At 41.3% G+C, this 20,170-nt stretch carries 24 protein-coding genes; 17 read left to right on the top strand and 7 right to left on the bottom strand.

Translation table 11 applies throughout. From position 1 onward, the window contains the following. Positions 1-47: 47 nt before the first annotated feature. Entirely contained in the window at positions 48-1,868 is a 1,821-nt protein-coding gene (gene kinA, locus MY9_RS07755) for a sporulation histidine kinase KinA (protein WP_014663782.1), read from the top strand. A 10-nt stretch (positions 1,869-1,878) separates the two neighbouring features. Here the strand turns inward: kinA and MY9_RS07760 are convergent, their stop codons facing one another. Next, entirely contained in the window at positions 1,879-3,060 is a 1,182-nt protein-coding gene (locus MY9_RS07760) for an aminotransferase A (protein WP_014663783.1), read from the bottom strand. Positions 3,061-3,261: 201 nt separating this feature from the next. Continuing rightward, on the bottom strand, positions 3,262-3,423 hold the full coding sequence (locus MY9_RS07765) for a hypothetical protein (protein WP_003245246.1): 162 nt from the start codon (positions 3,421-3,423) through the stop codon (positions 3,262-3,264). Positions 3,424-3,627: 204 nt separating this feature from the next. On the opposite strand from MY9_RS07765, the gene cheV reads away from it, so the two are divergent. Beyond that, positions 3,628-4,539, top strand: a complete 912-nt coding sequence (cheV, locus tag MY9_RS07770) for a chemotaxis protein CheV (protein WP_014663784.1) — start codon at positions 3,628-3,630, stop codon at positions 4,537-4,539. Positions 4,540-4,582: 43 nt separating this feature from the next. Here the strand turns inward: cheV and MY9_RS07775 are convergent, their stop codons facing one another. The 4 genes from MY9_RS07775 to MY9_RS07790 form a co-directional block, all read right to left on the bottom strand. Further along, the gene (locus tag MY9_RS07775) at positions 4,583-5,047 is read right to left on the bottom strand and encodes a YkyB family protein (protein ID WP_014663785.1); all 465 of its coding nucleotides are present in this window, start codon (positions 5,045-5,047) and stop codon (positions 4,583-4,585) included. Between the two features lie 124 nt (positions 5,048-5,171). Further along, entirely contained in the window at positions 5,172-6,464 is a 1,293-nt protein-coding gene (locus MY9_RS07780) for an MFS transporter (RefSeq protein ID WP_014663786.1), read from the bottom strand. 75 nt (positions 6,465-6,539) lie between these two features. Further along, positions 6,540-7,034, bottom strand: coding sequence for a L,D-transpeptidase family protein (locus MY9_RS07785; RefSeq protein ID WP_080478328.1), 495 nt, complete (start codon positions 7,032-7,034; stop codon positions 6,540-6,542). 57 nt (positions 7,035-7,091) lie between these two features. Next, entirely contained in the window at positions 7,092-7,952 is an 861-nt protein-coding gene (locus MY9_RS07790; protein ID WP_014663788.1) for a metallophosphoesterase, read from the bottom strand. A gap of 143 nt (positions 7,953-8,095) precedes the next feature. On the opposite strand from MY9_RS07790, the gene fadH reads away from it, so the two are divergent. The 13 genes from fadH (at position 8,096) to MY9_RS07860 (ending at position 17,862) form a co-directional block, all read left to right on the top strand. Then, the gene (fadH, locus tag MY9_RS07795; protein ID WP_014663789.1) at positions 8,096-8,860 is read left to right on the top strand and encodes a 2,4-dienoyl-CoA reductase; all 765 of its coding nucleotides are present in this window, start codon (positions 8,096-8,098) and stop codon (positions 8,858-8,860) included. Positions 8,861-8,922: 62 nt separating this feature from the next. Next, positions 8,923-10,146: an EAL domain-containing protein gene (locus MY9_RS07800; protein ID WP_014663790.1), complete on the top strand. Its 1,224-nt coding sequence runs from the start codon at positions 8,923-8,925 to the stop codon at positions 10,144-10,146. Positions 10,147-10,795: 649 nt separating this feature from the next. Next, entirely contained in the window at positions 10,796-11,035 is a 240-nt protein-coding gene (locus MY9_RS07810) for a YkuJ family protein (RefSeq protein ID WP_003218671.1), read from the top strand. Between the two features lie 111 nt (positions 11,036-11,146). Then, entirely contained in the window at positions 11,147-11,665 is a 519-nt protein-coding gene (locus tag MY9_RS07815) for a ribonuclease H-like YkuK family protein (protein ID WP_014663792.1), read from the top strand. 133 nt (positions 11,666-11,798) lie between these two features. After that, positions 11,799-11,996 (top strand): AbrB antirepressor AbbA, encoded by a 198-nt coding sequence (gene abbA, locus MY9_RS07820; RefSeq protein ID WP_010886502.1) that lies wholly within the window; start codon positions 11,799-11,801, stop codon positions 11,994-11,996. A gap of 137 nt (positions 11,997-12,133) precedes the next feature. Further along, complete coding sequence (gene cbpB, locus MY9_RS07825) at positions 12,134-12,577, top strand: cyclic-di-AMP-binding protein CbpB (protein WP_003218674.1); 444 nt, start codon at positions 12,134-12,136, stop codon at positions 12,575-12,577. 146 nt (positions 12,578-12,723) lie between these two features. Beyond that, positions 12,724-13,605, top strand: coding sequence for a transcriptional regulator CcpC (gene ccpC, locus MY9_RS07830; RefSeq protein WP_014663793.1), 882 nt, complete (start codon positions 12,724-12,726; stop codon positions 13,603-13,605). Positions 13,606-13,715: 110 nt separating this feature from the next. Continuing rightward, a complete protein-coding gene (locus MY9_RS07835; RefSeq protein ID WP_014663794.1) occupies positions 13,716-14,192 on the top strand; it encodes a flavodoxin in 477 nt (158 codons plus the stop codon). After that, positions 14,182-15,075, top strand: a complete 894-nt coding sequence (locus MY9_RS07840; protein WP_014663795.1) for a WD40/YVTN/BNR-like repeat-containing protein — start codon at positions 14,182-14,184, stop codon at positions 15,073-15,075. Before MY9_RS07835 ends, MY9_RS07840 begins: the two co-directional genes overlap by 11 nt. A gap of 15 nt (positions 15,076-15,090) precedes the next feature. Beyond that, entirely contained in the window at positions 15,091-15,546 is a 456-nt protein-coding gene (locus MY9_RS07845; RefSeq protein WP_014663796.1) for a flavodoxin, read from the top strand. Between the two features lie 104 nt (positions 15,547-15,650). Continuing rightward, positions 15,651-16,361, top strand: a complete 711-nt coding sequence (dapD, locus tag MY9_RS07850; protein WP_014663797.1) for a 2,3,4,5-tetrahydropyridine-2,6-dicarboxylate N-acetyltransferase — start codon at positions 15,651-15,653, stop codon at positions 16,359-16,361. Between the two features lie 69 nt (positions 16,362-16,430). Then, positions 16,431-17,555 carry an N-acetyldiaminopimelate deacetylase gene (locus tag MY9_RS07855; RefSeq protein ID WP_014663798.1) on the top strand — a complete coding sequence of 375 codons (1,125 nt, stop codon included), beginning with the start codon at positions 16,431-16,433 and terminating at the stop codon, positions 17,553-17,555. Positions 17,556-17,616: 61 nt separating this feature from the next. Further along, positions 17,617-17,862 (top strand): YkuS family protein, encoded by a 246-nt coding sequence (locus MY9_RS07860; protein ID WP_003232382.1) that lies wholly within the window; start codon positions 17,617-17,619, stop codon positions 17,860-17,862. A 35-nt stretch (positions 17,863-17,897) separates the two neighbouring features. Here MY9_RS07860 and mscT read toward each other — a convergent pair whose 3' ends face one another. Next, the gene (gene mscT / locus MY9_RS07865; RefSeq protein ID WP_014663799.1) at positions 17,898-18,701 is read right to left on the bottom strand and encodes a small-conductance mechanosensitive channel protein MscT; all 804 of its coding nucleotides are present in this window, start codon (positions 18,699-18,701) and stop codon (positions 17,898-17,900) included. A gap of 237 nt (positions 18,702-18,938) precedes the next feature. Here mscT and ahpA point away from each other — a divergent pair, with 237 nt between their 5' ends. Both ahpA and ykuV read left to right on the top strand, forming a co-directional pair. After that, positions 18,939-19,481 (top strand): biofilm-specific peroxidase AhpA, encoded by a 543-nt coding sequence (gene ahpA / locus MY9_RS07870; RefSeq protein WP_014663800.1) that lies wholly within the window; start codon positions 18,939-18,941, stop codon positions 19,479-19,481. Between the two features lie 68 nt (positions 19,482-19,549). Continuing rightward, positions 19,550-20,008 (top strand): thiol-disulfide oxidoreductase YkuV, encoded by a 459-nt coding sequence (gene ykuV, locus MY9_RS07875; RefSeq protein ID WP_014663801.1) that lies wholly within the window; start codon positions 19,550-19,552, stop codon positions 20,006-20,008. Positions 20,009-20,170 lie beyond the last annotated feature (162 nt).

A 20,170-nucleotide genomic window follows, 5' to 3' on the forward strand; every position in this document is an offset into this window, starting at 1 on the left:
CAATCTGTATATGTCGAAACACGATGATCATGCAAAGGAGGGATTCTGTGGAACAGGATACGCAGCATGTTAAACCGTTTCAAACGAAAACCGATATTCATGCAGTCTTGGCCTCTAATGGACGCATCATTTATATATCAGCCAACTCCAAACTGCATTTGGGCTATCTCCAAGGAGAGATGATCGGATCATTCCTCAAAACGTTTTTACATGAGGAAGACCAATTTTTAGTTGAAAGCTATTTTTATAATGAACATCATCTGATGCCGTGCACCTTTCGTTTTATTAAAAAAGATCATACGATTGTGTGGGTGGAGGCTGCAGTAGAAATTGTTACGACAAGAGCTGAGCGGACAGATCGGGAAATCATTTTGAAAATGAAAGTTCTTGAAGAAGAAACAGGCCATCAATCTCTAAACTGCGAAAAACATGAAATCGAGCCTGCAAGCCCGGAATCGACTACATATATAACGGATGATTATGAACGGTTGGTTGAAAATCTCCCGAGTCCGCTATGCATCAGTGTCAAAGGTAAGATCGTCTATGTAAACAGCGCGATGCTTTCAATGCTGGGAGCAAAAAGCAAGGATGCTATTATTGGCAAATGGTCCTATGAATTTATTGAGGAAGAATATCATGATATCGTGAAAAACAGGATTATACGAATGCAAAAAGGAATGGAAGTCGGAATGATTGAACAGACGTGGAAAAGGCTTGATGGCTCACCTGTTCATTTAGAAGTGAAAGCATCCCCGACCGTCTACAAAAACCAGCAGGCTGAGCTGCTGCTGCTGATCGATATCTCTTCAAGAAAAAAATTCCAAACCATCCTGCAAAAAAGCCGTGAACGATATCAGCTGCTGATTCAAAATTCAATTGATACCATTGCGGTGATTCACAATGGAAAATGGGTGTTTATGAATGAATCGGGAATTTCCCTGTTTGAGGCGGCTACCTATGAGGATTTAATTGGCAAAAACATATACGATCAGCTGCATCCTTGTGATCACGAAGATGTAAAAGAGAGAATTCAAAACATTGCTGAGCAAAAAACAGAATCAGAAATTGTCAAGCAATCCTGGTTTACCTTTCAGAACAGGGTCATCTATACGGAGATGGTCTGCATTCCGACGACCTTTTTTGGTGAAGCGGCCGTCCAAGTCATTCTTCGGGACATCTCAGAGAGAAAGCAAACAGAAGAATTGATGCTGAAATCGGAAAAATTATCAATCGCAGGCCAGCTAGCGGCGGGAATCGCCCACGAGATCCGCAACCCGCTTACAGCGATCAAAGGATTTTTACAGCTGATGAAGCCGACAATGGAAGGAAACGAGCATTACTTTGATATTGTGTTTTCTGAACTCAGCCGTATTGAATTAATACTCAGTGAACTGCTCATGCTTGCGAAACCTCAGCAAAATGCTGTCAAAGAATATTTGAACTTGAAAAAATTAATTGGTGAGGTCTCAGCCCTGTTAGAAACACAGGCAAATTTAAATGGCATTTTTATTAGAACCAGCTATGAAAAAGACAGTATTTATATAAATGGGGATCAAAACCAATTAAAGCAGGTATTCATTAATTTAATCAAAAATGCAGTTGAATCAATGCCTGATGGGGGAACAGTAGACATTATCATCACCGAGGATGAGCATTCTGTTCATGTCACTGTCAAAGACGAAGGGGAAGGTATACCTGAAAAAGTGCTAAACCGGATTGGAGAGCCATTTTTAACAACAAAAGAAAAAGGTACGGGGCTTGGATTGATGGTGACATTTAATATCATTGAAAACCATCAGGGAGTCATACATGTGGACAGCCATCCTGAAAAAGGCACAGCGTTTAAAATTTCATTTCCAAAAAAATAAAAACAACGGCTTAAACGCCGTTGTTTATCGTCTGCATTGATTCCCGTTTTTTTAATACAAATAATTCTAAACGATTCAAGCCTTCTCTCAGCGTGTCCATTGAACATGCAAAAGACAGCCTTACATATCCTTCACCATATGTTGAGAACGAGCTGCCTGGCACGAGTGCCACGCCAGCGTCTTCTAAAAGAGCCATACTAAAATCAAATGAAGTCATTCCAAAGGATTTAATAGAAGGGAAGATATAAAACGCACCGGACGGTTTAACAACGTCAATTCCCATGGAAACAAGACGGTCATATACATAATCCAGACGTTTTTTGTATTGTTCTCTCATAATTAGTGCATCATCAAAGCCGTTTGTGACAGCTTCAAGCGCGGCTTTTTGAGAAATGGATGAGGCACATGACACATTGTATTGATGAACCTTTAAAATGTGCTTTGCGATGTCTTTCGGTGCGAATAAAAATCCAATTCTCCAACCGGTCATGCTGTGTGATTTTGATAACCCGTTAATGACAATCGTTTGATCCCGCAAATAGGTTGCGATGGAATAATGCGGTCTGTCATATGTTAATTCACTGTATATTTCATCAGACAATACGAAGACATTTCTGCCTTTTAAAAGAGCTGCGATACTTTTCAGCTCTTCTTCAGATAAAGTCACGCCAGTAGGATTTGACGGATAAGGAAGCACGACACACTTAGTGTTCGGTGTCAGCGCATCTTCAATCAGCCGGGCAGTAAGCTTAAAGCCGTGTGACGTAGTATCAACAATAACAGGCTTGGCCCCGCATAAATTGATAATAGGTTCATAGCCTGGATAAATAGGCCCTGGCATAATCACTTCATCACCAGGAGACAAAATCGTCCGGAATGCAGCATCAATGGCTTGGCTTGCACCTGTTGTGATGATAATTTCAGATTCAGCATCATAGTTGAAATCCGCTTTTTTCTTCATATAAAGCTGCACAGCTTGTCTCAGCTCCAGGTAGCCGGCATTCGGTGTATATGACGTCACGTTTTCATCAATGGCTTTTTTTGCGGCAGCTTTCACATGATGCGGCGTGAAAAAATCAGGCTGGCCGATTGTAAGCGAAATGACGTCTTCGTGTTGGGCTACAAGATTCGAGAATTTGCGTATTCCTGAAATTTCAATCTCTCTTGCTTTCGGATTCAGCAAATGTTCCATAATTCATCACCTTAACAAATATAATGAGTTTATCCTATTTTACCACTAGCTGATTATTTGTCACCTTTTTAACTGATATATTTCGATTGTATGCGCCTTATTTCTAAACATACCTTTCTTTTCAGAAAAAAAGAAGACAACCAGCGATTTGATTGTCTTTATTGTATCATGTTCTATTATTGTTTATATGTGCCAATTTCATTAATAGCCATAATCAAAATGAAGGTCTTCGTGCCAAATCAGATACGGGGGATGCTCTTCTTGAAGGTCAGCTGATTCTTTCTTCATATTCAGGTAAGTTTCTTCACTGATATCTTCTAAAACAGTCATTTCGTTTTCTTTAAATATTACTAAGGTACCCATTATTTACACCCTTCTTTGGAAAAATCCTTGACTATTTTATCACTGTTAGTTGGAAAGTCAATGGTTATTAGGAAAAAAGTTTCTTTTTTGAGGAACGCGGCTTAATTGCTCTTGGAATTCGATTTTGAAGAGTCGCCATTCACTTTTTACAAATTCCGCCGATATATACAGTACAATACTGAATGCGAATAGCGAGGGATTGAATTGTCGTTACAACAATACGAAATTTTATTGGATTCTGGTACAAATGAATTGGAAATTGTGAAGTTTGGCGTGGGTGAAAATGCTTTCGGGATTAACGTCATGAAAGTAAGAGAAATTATTCAGCCTGTCGAGGTGACATCAGTGCCTCACTCCCATCAGCATGTAGAAGGAATGATTAAACTCAGAGGAGAAATCCTCCCAGTGATCAGCCTTTTCTCGTTTTTTGGAGTAGAGCCTGAAGGGTCAAAAGATGAGAAATATATCGTAACGGAATTTAATAAACGGAAAATTGTTTTTCATGTCGGCTCTGTGTCTCAAATTCACAGAGTATCATGGGAAGCGATTGAAAAGCCGACATCGTTAAATCAAGGAATGGAGCGGCATCTTACCGGAATTATTAAGCTTGAAGACCTGATGATCTTTTTGCCTGATTATGAAAAAATTATTTATGACATCGAATCAGATTCAGGTGTGGACACGTACAATATGCATACCGAGGGCTTCGATGAAAGAAGAACTGAGAAAAAGCTTATCATTGTAGAGGACTCACCGCTTTTGATGCGACTCTTGCAGGATGAATTAAAAGAAGCCGGTTACAACAATATCGCTTCGTTTGAAAACGGAAAAGAGGCATATGACTACATTATGAACCTTGCTGAAAACGAAACTGATTTATCAGAACAGATTGATATGATCATCACGGATATTGAAATGCCAAAAATGGACGGACACAGGCTCACAAAGCTGCTGAAGGAAAATCCGAAAAGCTCAAATGTGCCGGTTATGATTTTCTCATCTTTAATTACGGATGATCTACGCCACCGCGGCGAAGTTGTAGGCGCAGATGAGCAAATCAGCAAGCCTGAAATCAGTGATTTGATTAAAAAAGTGGATACGTATGTTATCGAATAAATAAAAACAGCCGGTGCCCGGAAGAGGCACGGCTGTTTTTATTTTAAAAGTAACTCTCGCCAAGCTTTTTAAAGACAGGTTTGTGATAAGCTGGCTGCTGGCGATTAGGCACTAGCGGCTTTTCTTTCATGCCGACATATTCTTGCAACAGGTTTTTTGCTTTTGTTAAAGACATTTGAGCTTTAGGATTTCGGTACGATTGATTAAGTGTACCTAAATGCGGAAGATGTTCGAAGTCTTCTTTAGTTGGAGGCATGTGAAAATAGTAGTCTCCGATTGAGATAAGCACGTCCGATTGCTGTTGGCTGAACCTTGGATTTTTTGAAAAATGAAGCCCTATTTTCTTTCCTTTACCTTCTTTGACGAGCTTTTGCAAAGCACGTTTTTTCAGCAGATATAGGTATTTAGGGTTGGGGGCGGTTTTTGCATGGCGGTTCACAGTGTAAACTGCTTTTGAAAGATTTTCTACGGTTGGCTGCAGATCTTTCGTATATGCATGGTCGTCCATTATTTCTCTCCTTTGCTCTTATCAATTTCTATATGTTTAGATTATACTTTTTTAAAGTTGAAATGCAAATATTGAATGTAAAAATGCGATTTTTTCTGAGAAAAAATCGCATTTTTAACCTACATTATACAGATCTTGCCTTCTTTTTCGGCTGTTCTTGAAATGCTTCCTGAACATTCACTTCCACAGCCTGAGCACTGTATTTTGGCAGTGCAATAAAATAAAAAATAAAAACGATCAGGATGATAACACCCATGCCGTAATAAAGATAATCAATGTTTGGAACGAACTTAGGGAATAACAGCGCCACTAAGCCGAGTGTCAAAGACTGTGCAAACATCATAAAAGGGTCCTGCATTCCGCTTACACGTCCCATCAGTTTTGGATGGACTATTTTTGGCATCCATCCTCCGATTGCAATGTTGATCGGTCCGATGCACATTCCCAGTGCAAAAGCTGCCGCGTAATACACCCATAAAATATTTGTGTAGCCAAGGACGAAGATCAGCAAACCTGCAATGAAAATCGGTATCGACATTAAAAAGTGGGGCTTCACTTTTTTAGAGATAATCGTGCCGATGACACTTCCTGCAAGCAGCCCAAACCCGAGTGCGATCGTAAATACAGACGTATGCCACTCATAGCGGTCAGGCGCCAATCCGTATTTCATTGTAAACATTGGCAATACGGCAAATCCTCCGTTGACAAACCCAAAAATGAAGAAGCCGAAAATAAGAGAAGCCAGCAATTTATTTTTTAAAATATAGAGAATGCCTTCTTTAAAGTCATTTATTGAATCTTTAACAGAAGTCTTTCTCCAGCTGAATGCACCGTTTGGCTGTCGGGCTTCTTTTGGAATCCGGCAGCTGCGGATCAGCAGTCCGGAAATGATGAAGCTGACAAAATCAAGAATAATGGCGCCTTCAATCCCGATTGTCTTGTACATAAAAGCGCCAATTCCGACTCCGAACACCATAAAAATGCTAAAAAGCATCTGGTTAAGACCGGCCGCTTTCGCATAATGCTCCTTCGGGAGAATGGCTTGTACCAAACTGTTTTCTGCCGGAAAGAAAAACTTCGTGACAGCGCTTCTGACAAATAAAATACAAAAAACAAGAGGAATATTGCCGGTAAATAAAGTGAAAAAAAGAACGACAGTCAGGCCTGCTCTGATCCAATCACAGTTTTCTGCTACCTTTTTTCTGTCGAACCGGTCCGCGACGACTCCGACGATCAGAAATACAAAAATGGTCGGAAGAGAATACATCAGCTCCGCCAAGGTCGTATATGAAGGCTGGCTGCTGAAGCGGTCCAGCAAGAAAAAAGCAAAAGCCATGTTGCCTACTGTCGTGCCCATTTGAGAAGCGAGTGCTGCGAAAAATAGATGAACAAAATTACGATTTTTAAATATATCCATAAAAACGCTCCTTACCCTAAAGGTCCCACTTTATCATATTATAAACCGCCTGTTTTTGAAACAAATAAGAAAACATTACCGGTTAATCAAGACTCTTGTTCCGTTTGGCACAATTGAAGCAAGTTCGATCACGTCTTTGTTTTGCATGCGAATGCAGCCTTTAGAAACAGCCTTGCCAATCGAAGCGGGATTATTCGTTCCGTGTATTCCGTAGTGCTGCTTTGAAAGGCTTAGCCAATAAGCCCCGAATGGGCCGCCAGGATTGCGCTGGCGGTTAATAATGTAAAACTCGCCTGTAGGCGTTTGCGTAAGTATTTTGCCAACGGCGATAGGATAGGTTTTTATTACCCGATTATTTTGGAACAGCGTTAGGGTCTTCGCTCCGATTGAGACTGCGATATGATACGGAATTGTATGAGGGTCCGGCAGTCCGGGGATGACGATGGTCTGTCCTGCGGTGAGCCCTGCCTGCAGTGACGGATTAACCTGGAGTAATGCAGCCGTGCTGATTCTGAAATCAGCCGCGATGCTGTTAAGTGTATCACCTTGCTTCACCTGGTACGTAAGCAGTTTCCTCATCCTCCTTTTTTTACTTATAAGTATTGATAAGGAGCCTATCCTGCTACATTAATTTGTGCTTTTTAAGGTAAAGACAGTGATTTCAGGCTTGGCCAGAAACCGCAAAGGCAGCCTGGTCATCCCGAGGCCGCGGTTGACGTAAATATGATTGCTGCCCGTTTGATACATTCCCTCTGTGTAGACTTTTCCATATGGAGGCGTAATAATCGGTCCGTAAAAAGGCAGCTGAATCTGGCCGCCGTGTGTATGGCCGGAAAGCTGAAGATTTACAGGATAATCTGTTGTTTTCAAGGCTGCATCAGGTTCATGGACGAGAAGAATGGAAAAAAGTCTGTCACTCAGCCTTGAAAGGATTCCTTCGTAATCTGGGTTACCCAGCATTAAGTCATCAAGCGATGCAATCTCGATTTCGCTGCCATCTGCGAGCGATAATGTTTGATAGCCATTCCGGTATACCGTAAAACCGCCAGCCGACATCAGGCTTTTGTAAACAGCAGTTCCATAGCCGCCGTGATCATGATTGCCGTAAATACAAAGCTTGCCGAAGGGAGCATTAAGCTTTTTCAACAATGGAATGACTGCCTGGTGGTTCTGATACGTATCAGGATTATCGATGATATCACCTGTAAAAACAATGAGATCAGGTTTCGATTCATTAATTGTAAGAATGACTGTTTTTAAATCTTCGAGTGTAAAATAATCACTCAAGTGTGTATCACTGAACTGCACGATTTTAAAACCGTCAAATCCGTGCGGGATGAGAGAGCTTTTTATTGTGTGTTCGGTTGTCTCAATCATATGCGGCTCTAAATATCTGGCATACCCATAGCCTCCGCCGGCCGTTAAAGCCCCGGCAGCAAGAGCACCGAACATTCCTTTGAGAAATTGTCTTCTGGACATCTTTTTCATTTCAAACCAACCTTTAATAGAGTTTTTCTATTATATCATCTGTATCTGATAAAAATCTCATATCAGCATGTACTGACAGAGGAAGGGGTATAATGATAGAATAATATTGAATGAATACTCATTCACAACAGGAGGGGAGAAACATGGAAAAAAAGGCGGTTATCATTACCGGCGGGTCAAGCGGTATGGGAAAAGCGATGGCAAAAAAACAGGCTGAATTAGGATGGCACGTTATGGTGACAGGCAGGAACCATGAAGCACTTGAAGAAACAAAAAAAGAAATTGAGACCTTTGAGGGGCAGGTCGCCTGTTTTCAAATGGATGTCCGTTCTGATTCCGCCGCTTCAGACATGATTACAGAAGCGGTAAAAGTCTTTGGCCGGCTTGATGCGCTGATTAACAATGCGGCCGGTAATTTTATTTGTCCGGCAGAAAAGCTAACGCCCAATGGGTGGAAAGCCGTTATTGATATTGTTTTAAACGGTACATTTTTTTGCAGCCAAGCCGCGGCAAGGCATTGGATTGACCAGAAGCAGCAGGGTGTCATTTTAAATATGGCAGCCACGTACGCTTGGGGAGCGGGAGCAGGGGTCGTTCATTCCGCTGCAGCCAAAGCGGGGGTATTGTCACTGACAAGAACGCTGGCCGTTGAGTGGGGGAGTCAATACGGCATCCGCACAAACGCGATAGCTCCCGGCCCGATTGAACGAACAGGCGGTGCTGAGAAACTATTTGAATCGGAAAAAGCAAAGGCTCGCACTATAAACAGTGTGCCGCTCGGCCGGCTGGGGACACCGGAAGAAATCGCCGCTCTGGCAGCATTTTTGCTTTCAGATGAAGCATCCTATATAAACGGGGATTGTATCACAATGGACGGGGGGCAATGGCTGAATCCTTATCCGTTTTAAGAATATTAATCTTTGGATTCAATGTGGTATAATCAGACAAAGATAGAGAAGCAGGTGATAACATGTTGGATCCACTTGATATTTTAACGAACATTGATGATGTCCTTCCATATTACCAGGCGATTTTCAGTGCCGAGGAACAGAAGATCGTCGGATATGAGGTGCTTGGACGAATTTTGGCAGATTCAGAAATCCAAAGTCTCGGGCCCTTCTTTTTAGACGCGGGGATACCCGAAGAATATAAATTAGAGGTTGATAACAGAATTATCCGCCAGGCTCTTGACCGCTTTTTAGAGGCCGATTCTGATCTGCTGATTTTTATGAATCAGGATGCCAATCTGCTGATGCTGGATCATGGTGAAAGTTTTCTGGAGCTTCTGAAAGAATATGAAGCAAAGGGAATCGAACTCCACCGTTTTGTGCTAGAAATTACAGAGCACAATTTTGAAGGGGATATTGAGCAGCTCTACCATATGCTTGCATACTATCGTACATACGGAATCAAAATCGCAGTTGACAATATCGGAAAAGAAAGCAGCAACTTGGACAGAATCGCACTGCTCTCACCAGATCTGTTAAAAATCGATTTGCAGGCGCTGAAAGTATCACAGCCATCACCGTCATATGAGCATGTGCTGTACAGCATCTCTTTATTAGCAAGAAAAATCGGTGCGGCGCTGCTGTATGAAGACATTGAGGCGAACTTCCAGCTTCAGTACGCCTGGAGAAACGGAGGCCGCTACTTTCAGGGCTATTACTTGGTGTCTCCATCTGAAACGTTTCTAGAGAGAGATGTATTGAAACATAGACTTAAAACTGAATTTCACCAATTTATCACACATGAGAAAAAGAAGCTGGAAACCGTCTATGAGCATTCCGAACAGTTTTACAAACGAGTGCATCAAGCTGTGACCTCTTTGAGAAAAAACAATTTGTCTTCTGATGATGATTTTATTAAAAAACTGGCGGAAGAGCTGACAGATTGCAGCTTTAGAATTTACATGTGTGATGGGGAAGGCGATCAGCTGACGGGAAATGTGTTTAAGCAAGATGGAGAATGGATTTATCAGCCGGAATATGCGGAGAAAAACTGGAGCTGGCGTCCTTATTTTTTGGAGAACATTATGCGAATGAGAAATCTCAGAAAAGGTTTTTTCAGTGATCTGTATAGTGATTTGGAAACAGGTGAAATGATTAGAACGTTTTCATATCCGATGGATGATCAAATGTATTTATTTATAGACTTGCCATATTCTTATTTATATGAGCAGGACGGACTGATTTAACGGCTGAAAGGCCGTTTTTTTTATGAATTGAAAAAAATATCAAAAAACGATTGACATTGATACTGAGAATCATTATCATTTAATTATAGAGAGAAGCTACTCTCTGTTCCCCAACCCCTCTATCAGATCAAGATCCGAAAAAACTTGGCGCTACCCCCGCCAAGTTTTTTTATTTGTCAAAGCATAGGACAATCCACTGAAACAATAAACCTAACTAGTGGTAAACGGTTAACACAGAAAGGAACATTCAGTGCCGAATACTTCTGACACTGCTGCACCAGGTTAGGCGGAAAATTCTCTTTGGAACGATTACGTATTTCATTCAAATTGTTTTATCACTTCTATCTGACTGCCAAGAGGTATGGCCGCGTGGAATTTCACCTGCACATCAAAAAGAAGGTTTTGACAAAGTTGCAAAAAGGTATTGTTATGCTGCAAGAATTCGAAAAAAATCTTAATTGTGTGCATGACATTCAAAAAAAGCCTCAAACTAAAGAAAAATCGTTTTTTTTCGTTTTTTTTCTTTACTTAAATTCGACAGTGAAAATGCCATCCTGTCCGACTTTATGGTATGATGCTCAATAGAACTTGTATTATAATAAATACTTGTTGATTTGAAGTTGCTTTTTGAAAGGAGTCTTTTTTTAGAATGTCACAATTAATGGGTATCATCACACGGCTGCAAAGTCTGCAAGAAACAGCGGAAGCGGCTAACGAGCCAATGCAGCGTTATTTCGAAGTGAATGGTGAGAAAATATGCAGTGTTAAATATTTCGAAAAAAATCAAACGTTTGAACTGACGGTTTTCCAAAAAGGTGAAAAACCTAACACATATCCGTTTGATAATATCGACATGGTTTCAATCGAAATTTTTGAACTTCTTCAGTAAGATTCCTGAAATAGGAGGAAGGAAGCTTCCGCCTTTGCAAAAGTAATCGAAATAAACATGTAAGGAACATACTTGTTTCATGGTTGTAAATCCTTGAAAAGGAGTGTCGTGATGGCTGATTCTTTTCTGTTTTATAATCTTTCAGAAGCACAGATGACCTTTCAAGATGTGATGGAACGGCTTAAATCCTTTGTTCAAAAGGATCCCCGTTCTTCTTATGTGTTATCGATCGGAACCGATTCACAGGTTTACCGTGATTACACAAAGTTTATTACCGCATTGCATTTGCATCGTACAGGCAAGGGAGCTTGGGGCTGCTTGAAAAATCATACAGTCAACAGACCCATACATAGCCTTCGGGAAAAGATTTCGTTAGAAACGGCCTACAGCCAAGAAACGGCCGCTCATATTCTTGATGGACACTTAATGGATATTACCGATCTGCTCCTGCCCTTTGCCGGTGAGGGGGCGGATCTTACCTTTGAAGTCCACTTGGATATTGGGAAAAAAGGTCTTACAAAAGATCTGATCCAAGAAATGACAGGACGTATCACTTCCATGGGGATTGAGGCCAAAATAAAGCCGGATTCATACACTGCATTCAGCTATGCAAATCGTTTCACAAAATAATTCTGGCTGAAATGCCAAGGGGAATGTCGAATTATGCGGTTGACGTTTGTTTTCTGATTACTTATTCTAGCGGTAGAGCTGAAAGTAAGTTGTCTTGCTTTCAGAGGTATTCAGTATAAAACAGGGGGCCTGATTGCGAATGAGTCTTATCGGTGAACGATTTACAGAAGAAGAACAAAAACTTCTGCTGAATATCCTGATCAACCATGAGTATGCCATCGAGCTATTAAGCAGTGAGATCAACGATATAGAGACAGGGACCAAAAACGTTGACGGAACCACCTACAAAAAACTTGTAACGCTATACGACCGATTTCGATTTGAAAATTAATGGAACACCCTATAATTGATACTCCACAAAGAGTATCTTTTTTATTGAAAGGAAACTTTTCGACAAATACTGATAAAGTTTATATTATTGCAATATAGGGAATGTATTGATGATGAAAATGAAAAGGGGTCGAAAACATGATAAGCTTACAATCAGATCAGCTTCTTGAGGCAACAGTCGGACAATTTATGATTGAGGCGGACAAAGTAGCGCACGTGCAAGTCGGAAATAACCTTGAGCACGCATTATTAGTACTGACAAAAACCGGATACACAGCCATCCCGGTTCTTGATCCTTCCTATCGTTTACATGGATTAATCGGGACAAATATGATCATGAACAGTATTTTTGGACTTGAAAGAATTGAGTTTGAAAAGCTTGACCAAATTACTGTTGAGGAAGTCATGTTGACTGATATTCCGCGCCTTCATATCAATGATCCGATTATGAAGGGATTCGGCATGGTCATTAATAACGGATTTGTTTGTGTTGAAAATGACGAGCAGGTGTTTGAAGGAATTTTTACGAGAAGAGTCGTTTTAAAGGAATTGAATAAGCACATACGCTCATTGAATAAGTAGGCTTTAAGGCCTATTTTTATTATATTGACAGAGCAAAAAAGAAAGCGCATACATAATTTAAATGAGAATAGGGCTTGAATCAGAAACTAAGGTTTTATTAGAATGGGAGATAAGAAAAACTTATTGATAATAAAAAGGAGGACGACATGCAGCTTCAAGAGCTTCATATGCTCGTAGTTTTAGCTGAGGAATTAAACATGAGAAAGGCGGCGGAACGGCTTTTCGTATCTCAGCCGGCTTTATCTCAGCGCTTACAAACCATTGAAAAGGCCTGGGGCACAAAAATCTTTTTAAGATCCCAAAAAGGATTAACGGTAACGCCGGCCGGGGAGAAAATCATTCAGTTTGCGAATGATGTAACATTAGAGCAGGAAAGAATAAGAGAAAATATTGATGAACTTGAAGGTGAAATTCACGGCACATTGAAGCTTGCCGTCGCCTCTATAATCGGTCAGCATTGGCTCCCTAAAGTCCTGAAGACGTATGTTGAAAAGTATCCGAATGCAAAGATCTCGCTCATAACCGGGTGGAGCAGCGAAATGCTGAAAAGCTTATATGAGGATCAGGTTCATATCGGCATAATAAGAGGCAACCCTGAGTGGAAGGGCCGCAAAGATTACTTAATGACAGATCATCTGTATTTAGTAGATACTGAAATTTCCTGCATCGAAGATATTGCCCATACAGAACGGCCGTTTATCCAGTTTAAAAGTGACAGTACTTATTTTCAGGAAATACAGCACTGGTGGCACCAAAAATTTAAAACGTCGCCAAAACAGACGATATTGGTTGATCAGATTGAAACGTGCAAACAGATGGCGCTGCACGGAATTGGTTATGCCATTTTGCCGTCTGTTACCCTTCAAAATGAAGATAAAGTGAATAAAATGCCTCTGTTAGACCTGAAAGGGCATCCGATCGGTCGGGATACATGGTTATTAGGCTATGAGCCTGCCTTTGAACTGAAACAAGTCCAAGCTTTTGTACAAGTAATAAAGGATATGCTGGATCAGGAAAATCCATTTTAAAGACAGCGATGTGCTGTCTTTTTTTATTTATATGTTGACAGTGAGAATCATTATCATTTAAAGTGATACATATGATATTGAAAATCATTATCAATTAATGAGGTGATAACATGGCTAAAGCCTTGATTACATATGCCAGCATGTCAGGTAATACAGAAGACATTGCCTTCATAATAAAAGAAACGCTTCAGGAATATGAGTTGGATATCGATTGTGTCGAGATAGACGATGCGGATGCGTCGGCTTTAACATCCTATGATTATGTACTGATTGGCACTTATACGTGGGGGGACGGTGATTTGCCCTACGAGGCGGAGGATTTCTTCGAAGAGGTCAAACAGCTTCAGCTTAATGGTTTAAAAACAGCCTGCTTCGGATCTGGCGATTATTCTTATCCAAAGTTTTGCGAAGCGGTGAATTTGTTCAGTGCCATGCTGCAAGAGTCGGGAGCTGCTGTTTACCAGGAAACACTAAAAATCGAATTAGCCCCTGAAACAGATGAAGATGTGGAAAGCTGCCGAGCGTTTGCGAGAGGTTTTCTTGCATGGGCAGATTTTATAAGCAAGGAAAAAAGCCATGTTTCATAAAGGAGCAACTGCTGTCACGGCATCGGCGTTTTCTGGATATTTTGTGGCGGTACAAAGAGAAGGCATTTTTCATTATTCTATGGAGCGGGGCTGGAGAAAGCTTTTTCGTTTGAAAAGTAAGATACACTGTATCAGTTATATAGGGCCTTACTTATTTGGCGTCGGTGAAAAGGGAATGATCATTCGTTCAGCTGATGAAGGGAATACCTGGACGATGTCGAGCTTTCCGACAAATGCAACAGTGTGGGCGATTACCGGCAGAAACAACGGATTTGTCTGCGCCCATGGCAAGCATTGTATTTATGTATCGGATGATTTTGGTGTCTCATGGCGCGTAGCCAAACCTTTTGCTGAATGTGATAATCCTCCTGTTATCAGGTCGTTATGCCTGCATGGGGACAATCTTTTCATCGGCACGCAAATACACGAATATTTTGGCGGCATATGGGCTTATGACATTAAGTGTGACACTGTCCAAATTGTCAAAAAAGAAAAAAAACGGATGACGGCATCCATGCTCGTGTTCAATGAAAATTGGCTGGTGGCGGCGATGGGTTCTGTGAAAGGGAAGCACGGAGCTGTCACTATACGGAATCTTTTGTCTGATGAAGAATTCACCATACAATCCAGTATGATCAGAAATGAAGAATCATTTCTTGATCTTTCAGAGGATGATGGCATTATATATGTCACTACAACACAAGATGAAAACGGTTTTTCGAGAATTTACCAGGTTGATCTCGAAGCCCGGTCGTTAAAATGGTTCGATACCATTAAGGGGCATGGATGGAGAGTGGCCAATCAGAAAGAGAATTTCTTTTGTGCAGGCTTGTATGAATGCAAATTTGTCCAACCGTACGAAGTTTCTGCAATGATTCATTAGAGGAGGAATAGCGAATTGGCGAAGATTTTGCTCGTTTATGCAACAATGTCAGGCAACACTGAAGCAATGGCAGATTTGATTGAGAAGGGGCTTCAGGAGGCGGAAGCAGAAGTGGACCGTTTCGAAGCAATGGATATTAGTGATGCCCAGCTGTTTAACAATTATGACCATATTATGATGGGAACCTATACGTGGGGAGACGGCGATCTGCCTGATGAATTTTTAGATCTGGCTGAAGACATGGATGAGATTGATTTTTCCGGCAAAACATGCGCTGTATTCGGTTCCGGTGATACAGCATATGAATTTTTCTGTGGAGCGGTTGATACGCTTGAGGCAAAATTAAAAGAACGCGGTGGCGACATTGTGCTCCCTTCGGTAAAAATCGAAAATAATCCAGAAGGTGAAGAAGAGGAAGAATTAATAAACTTCGGGAAACAATTCGCTAAGAAAAGCGGGTGCGCTGTCTGATCGCCCACCGGGAACTGCTAAAGCGGCTGTTCCTTTTTTTCTTGTCTTTGTATCTTTCCTTTGATACAGTAATGAGGTAGAAAATCAGGAGGAGGACTATACATATGAAAATGATGGACGCAAATGAAATTATTTCATTTATTCAAAATAGCACAAAATCTACACCTGTAAAAGTTTACGTGAAAGGTGAGCTGGAAGGCATCAATTTCGGCGAAGCTGCGAAAGCTTTTATCAACGGAAACACTGGTGTCGTTTTCGGTGAGTGGAGCGAAATTCAAACAGCAATTGAAGAAAACCAAAGCAAAATCGAAGACTATGTGGTTGAAAATGACCGCCGCAATTCTGCGATCCCAATGCTTGATCTTAAAAATATCAAAGCGCGTATCGAGCCGGGCGCGATCATCCGCGACCAAGTTGAAATCGGTGATAACGCAGTCATCATGATGGGCGCTTCTATTAATATCGGTTCAGTTATCGGCGAAGGCACAATGATTGATATGAACGTTGTGCTTGGCGGACGAGCTACTGTCGGGAAAAACTGCCATATCGGCGCGGGTTCTGTACTTGCGGGTGTTATTGAGCCGCCATCCGCTAAACCGGTTGTGATTGAAGACGATGTTGTCATCGGCGCAAATGCTGTTGTGCTTGAAGGCGTAACAGTAGGTAAAGGAGCTGTTGTTGCTGCTGGAGCGATCGTGGTAAACGACGTTGAGCCATACACTGTTGTAGCAGGCACACCAGCTAAGAAAATCAAAGACATTGATGAAAAAACAAAAGGCAAAACTGAAATCAAGCAGGAATTACGCCAGCTGTAAGGAAAGTTTGATAAAAAAGGCGTGGATAATATATCCACGCCTTATTCGTATAGCCAGGAGGAATGAAAAATGAAGAAAGAGGAGCTCATCGCAATCCGCAGAGATTTGCACCGGATACCGGAGCTGGGGTTTCAGGAGTTCAAAACCCAGCAGTATTTATTACAAGTCTTAGAACAATATCCCAAAGACAGAATTGAAATTGAAAAATGGCGAACAGGGCTTTTTGTAAAGGTGAACGGGACGGCGCCGGAAAAAATGCTGGCGTACAGAGCGGATATCGACGCGCTCTCCATTGAAGAGCAAACAGGTCTTCCATTCGCATCAGAGCATCCCGGCAACATGCATGCCTGTGGACATGATTTGCATATGACGATTGCGCTCGGCATTATTGATCATTTTGTTCACCATCCAGTCAAACATGATTTGCTTTTTCTGTTCCAGCCGGCAGAGGAAGGGCCTGGCGGTGCGGAACCAATGCTTGAGAGCGATGTATTAAAAAAGTGGCAGCCTGATTTCATCACTGCGCTTCATATTGCACCAGAGCTTCCGGTAGGCACCATTTCGACAAAAAGCGGCCTTCTATTTGCGAATACATCAGAGCTTGTCATCGATCTGGAAGGCAAAGGGGGACATGCGGCATATCCGCATTTGGCTGAGGATATGGTTGTAGCGGCAAGTACACTTGTCACCCAGCTGCAAACGATCATCTCTAGAAACACAGATCCGCTAGACAGCGCTGTTATTACAGTTGGTACCATTACCGGAGGCTCGGCACAAAATATCATTGCCGAAACGGCCCACCTGGAAGGCACGATTCGCACGCTTTCTGAAGAATCGATGAAACAGGTAAAGGAACGGATTGAAGATATAGTGAAAGGAATCGAAATTGGATTCCGCTGCAAAGGAAAAGTGACTTATCCGTCTGTATATCACCAAGTTTACAATACGAGCGGACTGACAGAAGAATTTATGTCTTTTGTTGCTGAACATCAACTGGCGACAGTAATTGAAGCAAAAGAAGCAATGACGGGAGAGGATTTTGGCTACATGCTGAAAAAATATCCCGGCTTTATGTTCTGGCTCGGCGCTGATTCTGAACACGGGCTTCATCACGCTAAGCTGAACCCCGATGAAAATGCGATAGAAACAGCGGTTAATGTCATGACCGGTTATTTTTCTGTTTATGCCAATTAAGTACAAATGAAAGAATAAAATTCCATAAAATGAGCACTCTAGTAAACGGAGGTGTTCAATAATGGCTAAAAAAATTGGAATTGAACAATCGTTATCAGATGTAGAAGCTGCTTTAAAAGAAAAAGGATATGACGTTGTGATGATGAAAAGCCCTGCCGATGCACAAGGCTGTGACTGCTGTGTCGTAACAGGCCTTGATAATAATGTGCAAGGGATAGCCGATACGGTAACACAAGCACCTGTCATTACAGCTTCCGGGATGACGGCTGAAGAAATTTGCAGCGAAGTTGAAAGCAGAATTCAGTAACATAAAAACCGAAGCAAAGAGCTTCGGTTCTTTTATTATTCAGTTTCTTTAGGAAAAGCGCGGTCAAGCGCGGTTTTTATTTCCTTTCTAAGCACTCGCTCGACTCGCCACTGTTCCATATTTTCTGTTTTCGCAATGACTCTGAACACAATTTCAGAAGTCCCCAGTTCTTGAATCCCGATGACATTTGGGCCTTCTTTTATTTGCGGAAGAGCGGCTGCCGTTTCATCACATACTTGCTGTAAAATGTGAATCATTTCATCAATGTTTCTTTCAGCCGGCACTTTAATGTCAACAAGTGCCTGCATGGTTCCCCGTGAATGGTTGCTCACGTTTGTAATATTTCTGTTGGGGATGTAATGCAGTGTTCCGTCAAAGCTGCGGATTTGAGTTGTTCTTAAGCCAACCTGTTCGACAATTCCGTCAAAGGTAGAAACCGTAATATAATCTCCGACATCCAATTGTTTCTCAAGCAAAATAAAAAAACCTGTCACGATGTCACTGACAAGTCCTTGGGCGCCAAATCCGACAGCCAGGCCGACGATTCCTGCCCCCGCTAAAAGAGCGCTTGGATCGTAATGAAACAAATCAAGAACCATGACGAAGAATATGAAAATCAATGTATAGGCAAATATGTTAAGAGTCAGGCTTCGGAGCGTATGTGCACGTCCGATAGACAAACTATTCTGTTCCTCGAATTTTGCAAATAGATGTTTAATGATTTTTATGCCTAATGATCGAACGATAAAATAGAGCAATATCATAATAGCGAGTTTAATGAGCAGAACACCGGCATTTGTAATAAGTCCCGCCCAATCATATTGATTAATAAAGTCCATGTTGAGCTCCTTTTCTGAATTGATTGCTGCACATTGAGACTAGATACCCTGTACATGACCATGTTAAACGTTTTATTCAAAAATGTCGAAGCCAAAGACATACATGATTTGTTAAAAATTGACTTAGGAAATCTACATTTATATAATGGTGTTGCAATATAACAAAATATGGTTAATAAACCTTTGTTTTTATGAAATGTCGACGTTTAAGCCAAACAATAAATTGGAGGGATACATATGGCAGAACGTATGGTAGGTAAACAAGCTCCTCGTTTTGAAATGGAAGCAGTTCTTGCAAGCAAAGAATTTGGCAAAGTAAGTCTTGAGGAAAACATGAAAAACGACAAATGGACGGTGTTGTTTTTCTATCCAATGGACTTCACTTTTGTTTGTCCGACAGAAATTACAGCAATGTCTGACCGCTATGACGAGTTCGAAGATCTTGATGCAGAAGTCATCGGGGTTTCAACTGATACGATCCATACTCATTTAGCTTGGATCAATACAGACCGCAAAGAAAACGGTCTTGGCCAGCTGAAATATCCGCTTGCTGCTGATACAAACCATGAGGTATCCCGTGAATATGGTGTTTTAATCGAAGAAGAAGGTGTGGCTTTACGCGGATTGTTTATTATGAATCCTGAAGGGGAGCTTCAATATCAAACTGTTTTCCATAACAACATTGGGCGTGATGTGGATGAAACGCTTCGTGTTCTTCAGGCGCTGCAGACTGGCGGACTCTGTCCGGCTAACTGGAAACCAGGCCAAAAAACACTGTAAATCTTTCTAAGAACGAAAAAGGTTTAGCATATTTGTTAGGCTTTTCTGTTTAATAGGAGGGAAATGCAATGAAATTACGTCAGCCAATGCCTGAATTGACGGGAGAAAAAGCTTGGTTAAATGGTGAAGTGACGAGAGAGCAATTGATCGGGGAAAAACCGACGCTTATTCATTTCTGGTCCATCAGCTGTCACTTGTGTAAAGAAGCAATGCCGCAAGTGAATGAATTTCGTGATAAATATGAAGATCAACTGAATGTTGTAGCTGTGCATATGCCCCGTTCCGAAGATGATCTTGACCTTGGTAAAATTAAAGAAACAGCTGCTGAACACGATATCATTCAGCCGATTTTTGTTGACAGTGACCATGCTTTAACCGATGCATTTGAAAATGAATATGTACCTGCGTATTATGTGTTTGATAAAACAGGACAGCTCCGTCACTTTCAAGCCGGCGGTAGCGGTATGAAAATGCTTGAGAAACGTGTGAACCGTGTTTTGGCTGAAACGGAGCAAGTATCTGAATAGTTTTTCCTAAAAACCTGATCTCATCAGGTTTTTATTTGTGCAATAAAGCAATGGAAGAAGAGTAAGAAGCTTATTTTTCCAGATTTGGGCATAGGAAATGATGATTTGTTTCATTCATACGCTAAAAAAACAGCTAATTTTTGATGTTTTTCCTCAATTTTA

It is taken from the genome of Bacillus sp. JS (assembly GCF_000259365.1).
In the GTDB taxonomy this organism is placed as follows: domain Bacteria; phylum Bacillota; class Bacilli; order Bacillales; family Bacillaceae; genus Bacillus; species Bacillus stercoris.

Coding starts and splice junctions, on each gene's coding strand:
- MY9_RS07840 (WP_014663795.1), top strand. CDS start 14,182: ATGTTTCATAAAGGAGCAACTGCTGTCACGGCATCGGCGTTTTCTGGA.
- MY9_RS07760 (WP_014663783.1), bottom strand. CDS start 3,060: ATGGAACATTTGCTGAATCCGAAAGCAAGAGAGATTGAAATTTCAGGA.
- MY9_RS07860 (WP_003232382.1), top strand. CDS start 17,617: ATGGCTAAAAAAATTGGAATTGAACAATCGTTATCAGATGTAGAAGCT.
- MY9_RS07815 (WP_014663792.1), top strand. CDS start 11,147: ATGGCTGATTCTTTTCTGTTTTATAATCTTTCAGAAGCACAGATGACC.
- ccpC (WP_014663793.1), top strand. CDS start 12,724: ATGCAGCTTCAAGAGCTTCATATGCTCGTAGTTTTAGCTGAGGAATTA.
- MY9_RS07835 (WP_014663794.1), top strand. CDS start 13,716: ATGGCTAAAGCCTTGATTACATATGCCAGCATGTCAGGTAATACAGAA.
- MY9_RS07775 (WP_014663785.1), bottom strand. CDS start 5,047: ATGGACGACCATGCATATACGAAAGATCTGCAGCCAACCGTAGAAAAT.
- fadH (WP_014663789.1), top strand. CDS start 8,096: ATGGAAAAAAAGGCGGTTATCATTACCGGCGGGTCAAGCGGTATGGGA.
- mscT (WP_014663799.1), bottom strand. CDS start 18,701: ATGGACTTTATTAATCAATATGATTGGGCGGGACTTATTACAAATGCC.
- ahpA (WP_014663800.1), top strand. CDS start 18,939: ATGGCAGAACGTATGGTAGGTAAACAAGCTCCTCGTTTTGAAATGGAA.
- MY9_RS07810 (WP_003218671.1), top strand. CDS start 10,796: ATGTCACAATTAATGGGTATCATCACACGGCTGCAAAGTCTGCAAGAA.
- MY9_RS07855 (WP_014663798.1), top strand. CDS start 16,431: ATGAAGAAAGAGGAGCTCATCGCAATCCGCAGAGATTTGCACCGGATA.
- dapD (WP_014663797.1), top strand. CDS start 15,651: ATGAAAATGATGGACGCAAATGAAATTATTTCATTTATTCAAAATAGC.
- MY9_RS07800 (WP_014663790.1), top strand. CDS start 8,923: ATGTTGGATCCACTTGATATTTTAACGAACATTGATGATGTCCTTCCA.
- MY9_RS07780 (WP_014663786.1), bottom strand. CDS start 6,464: ATGGATATATTTAAAAATCGTAATTTTGTTCATCTATTTTTCGCAGCA.
- MY9_RS07790 (WP_014663788.1), bottom strand. CDS start 7,952: ATGAAAAAGATGTCCAGAAGACAATTTCTCAAAGGAATGTTCGGTGCT.
- cbpB (WP_003218674.1), top strand. CDS start 12,134: ATGATAAGCTTACAATCAGATCAGCTTCTTGAGGCAACAGTCGGACAA.
- ykuV (WP_014663801.1), top strand. CDS start 19,550: ATGAAATTACGTCAGCCAATGCCTGAATTGACGGGAGAAAAAGCTTGG.
- MY9_RS07765 (WP_003245246.1), bottom strand. CDS start 3,423: ATGGGTACCTTAGTAATATTTAAAGAAAACGAAATGACTGTTTTAGAA.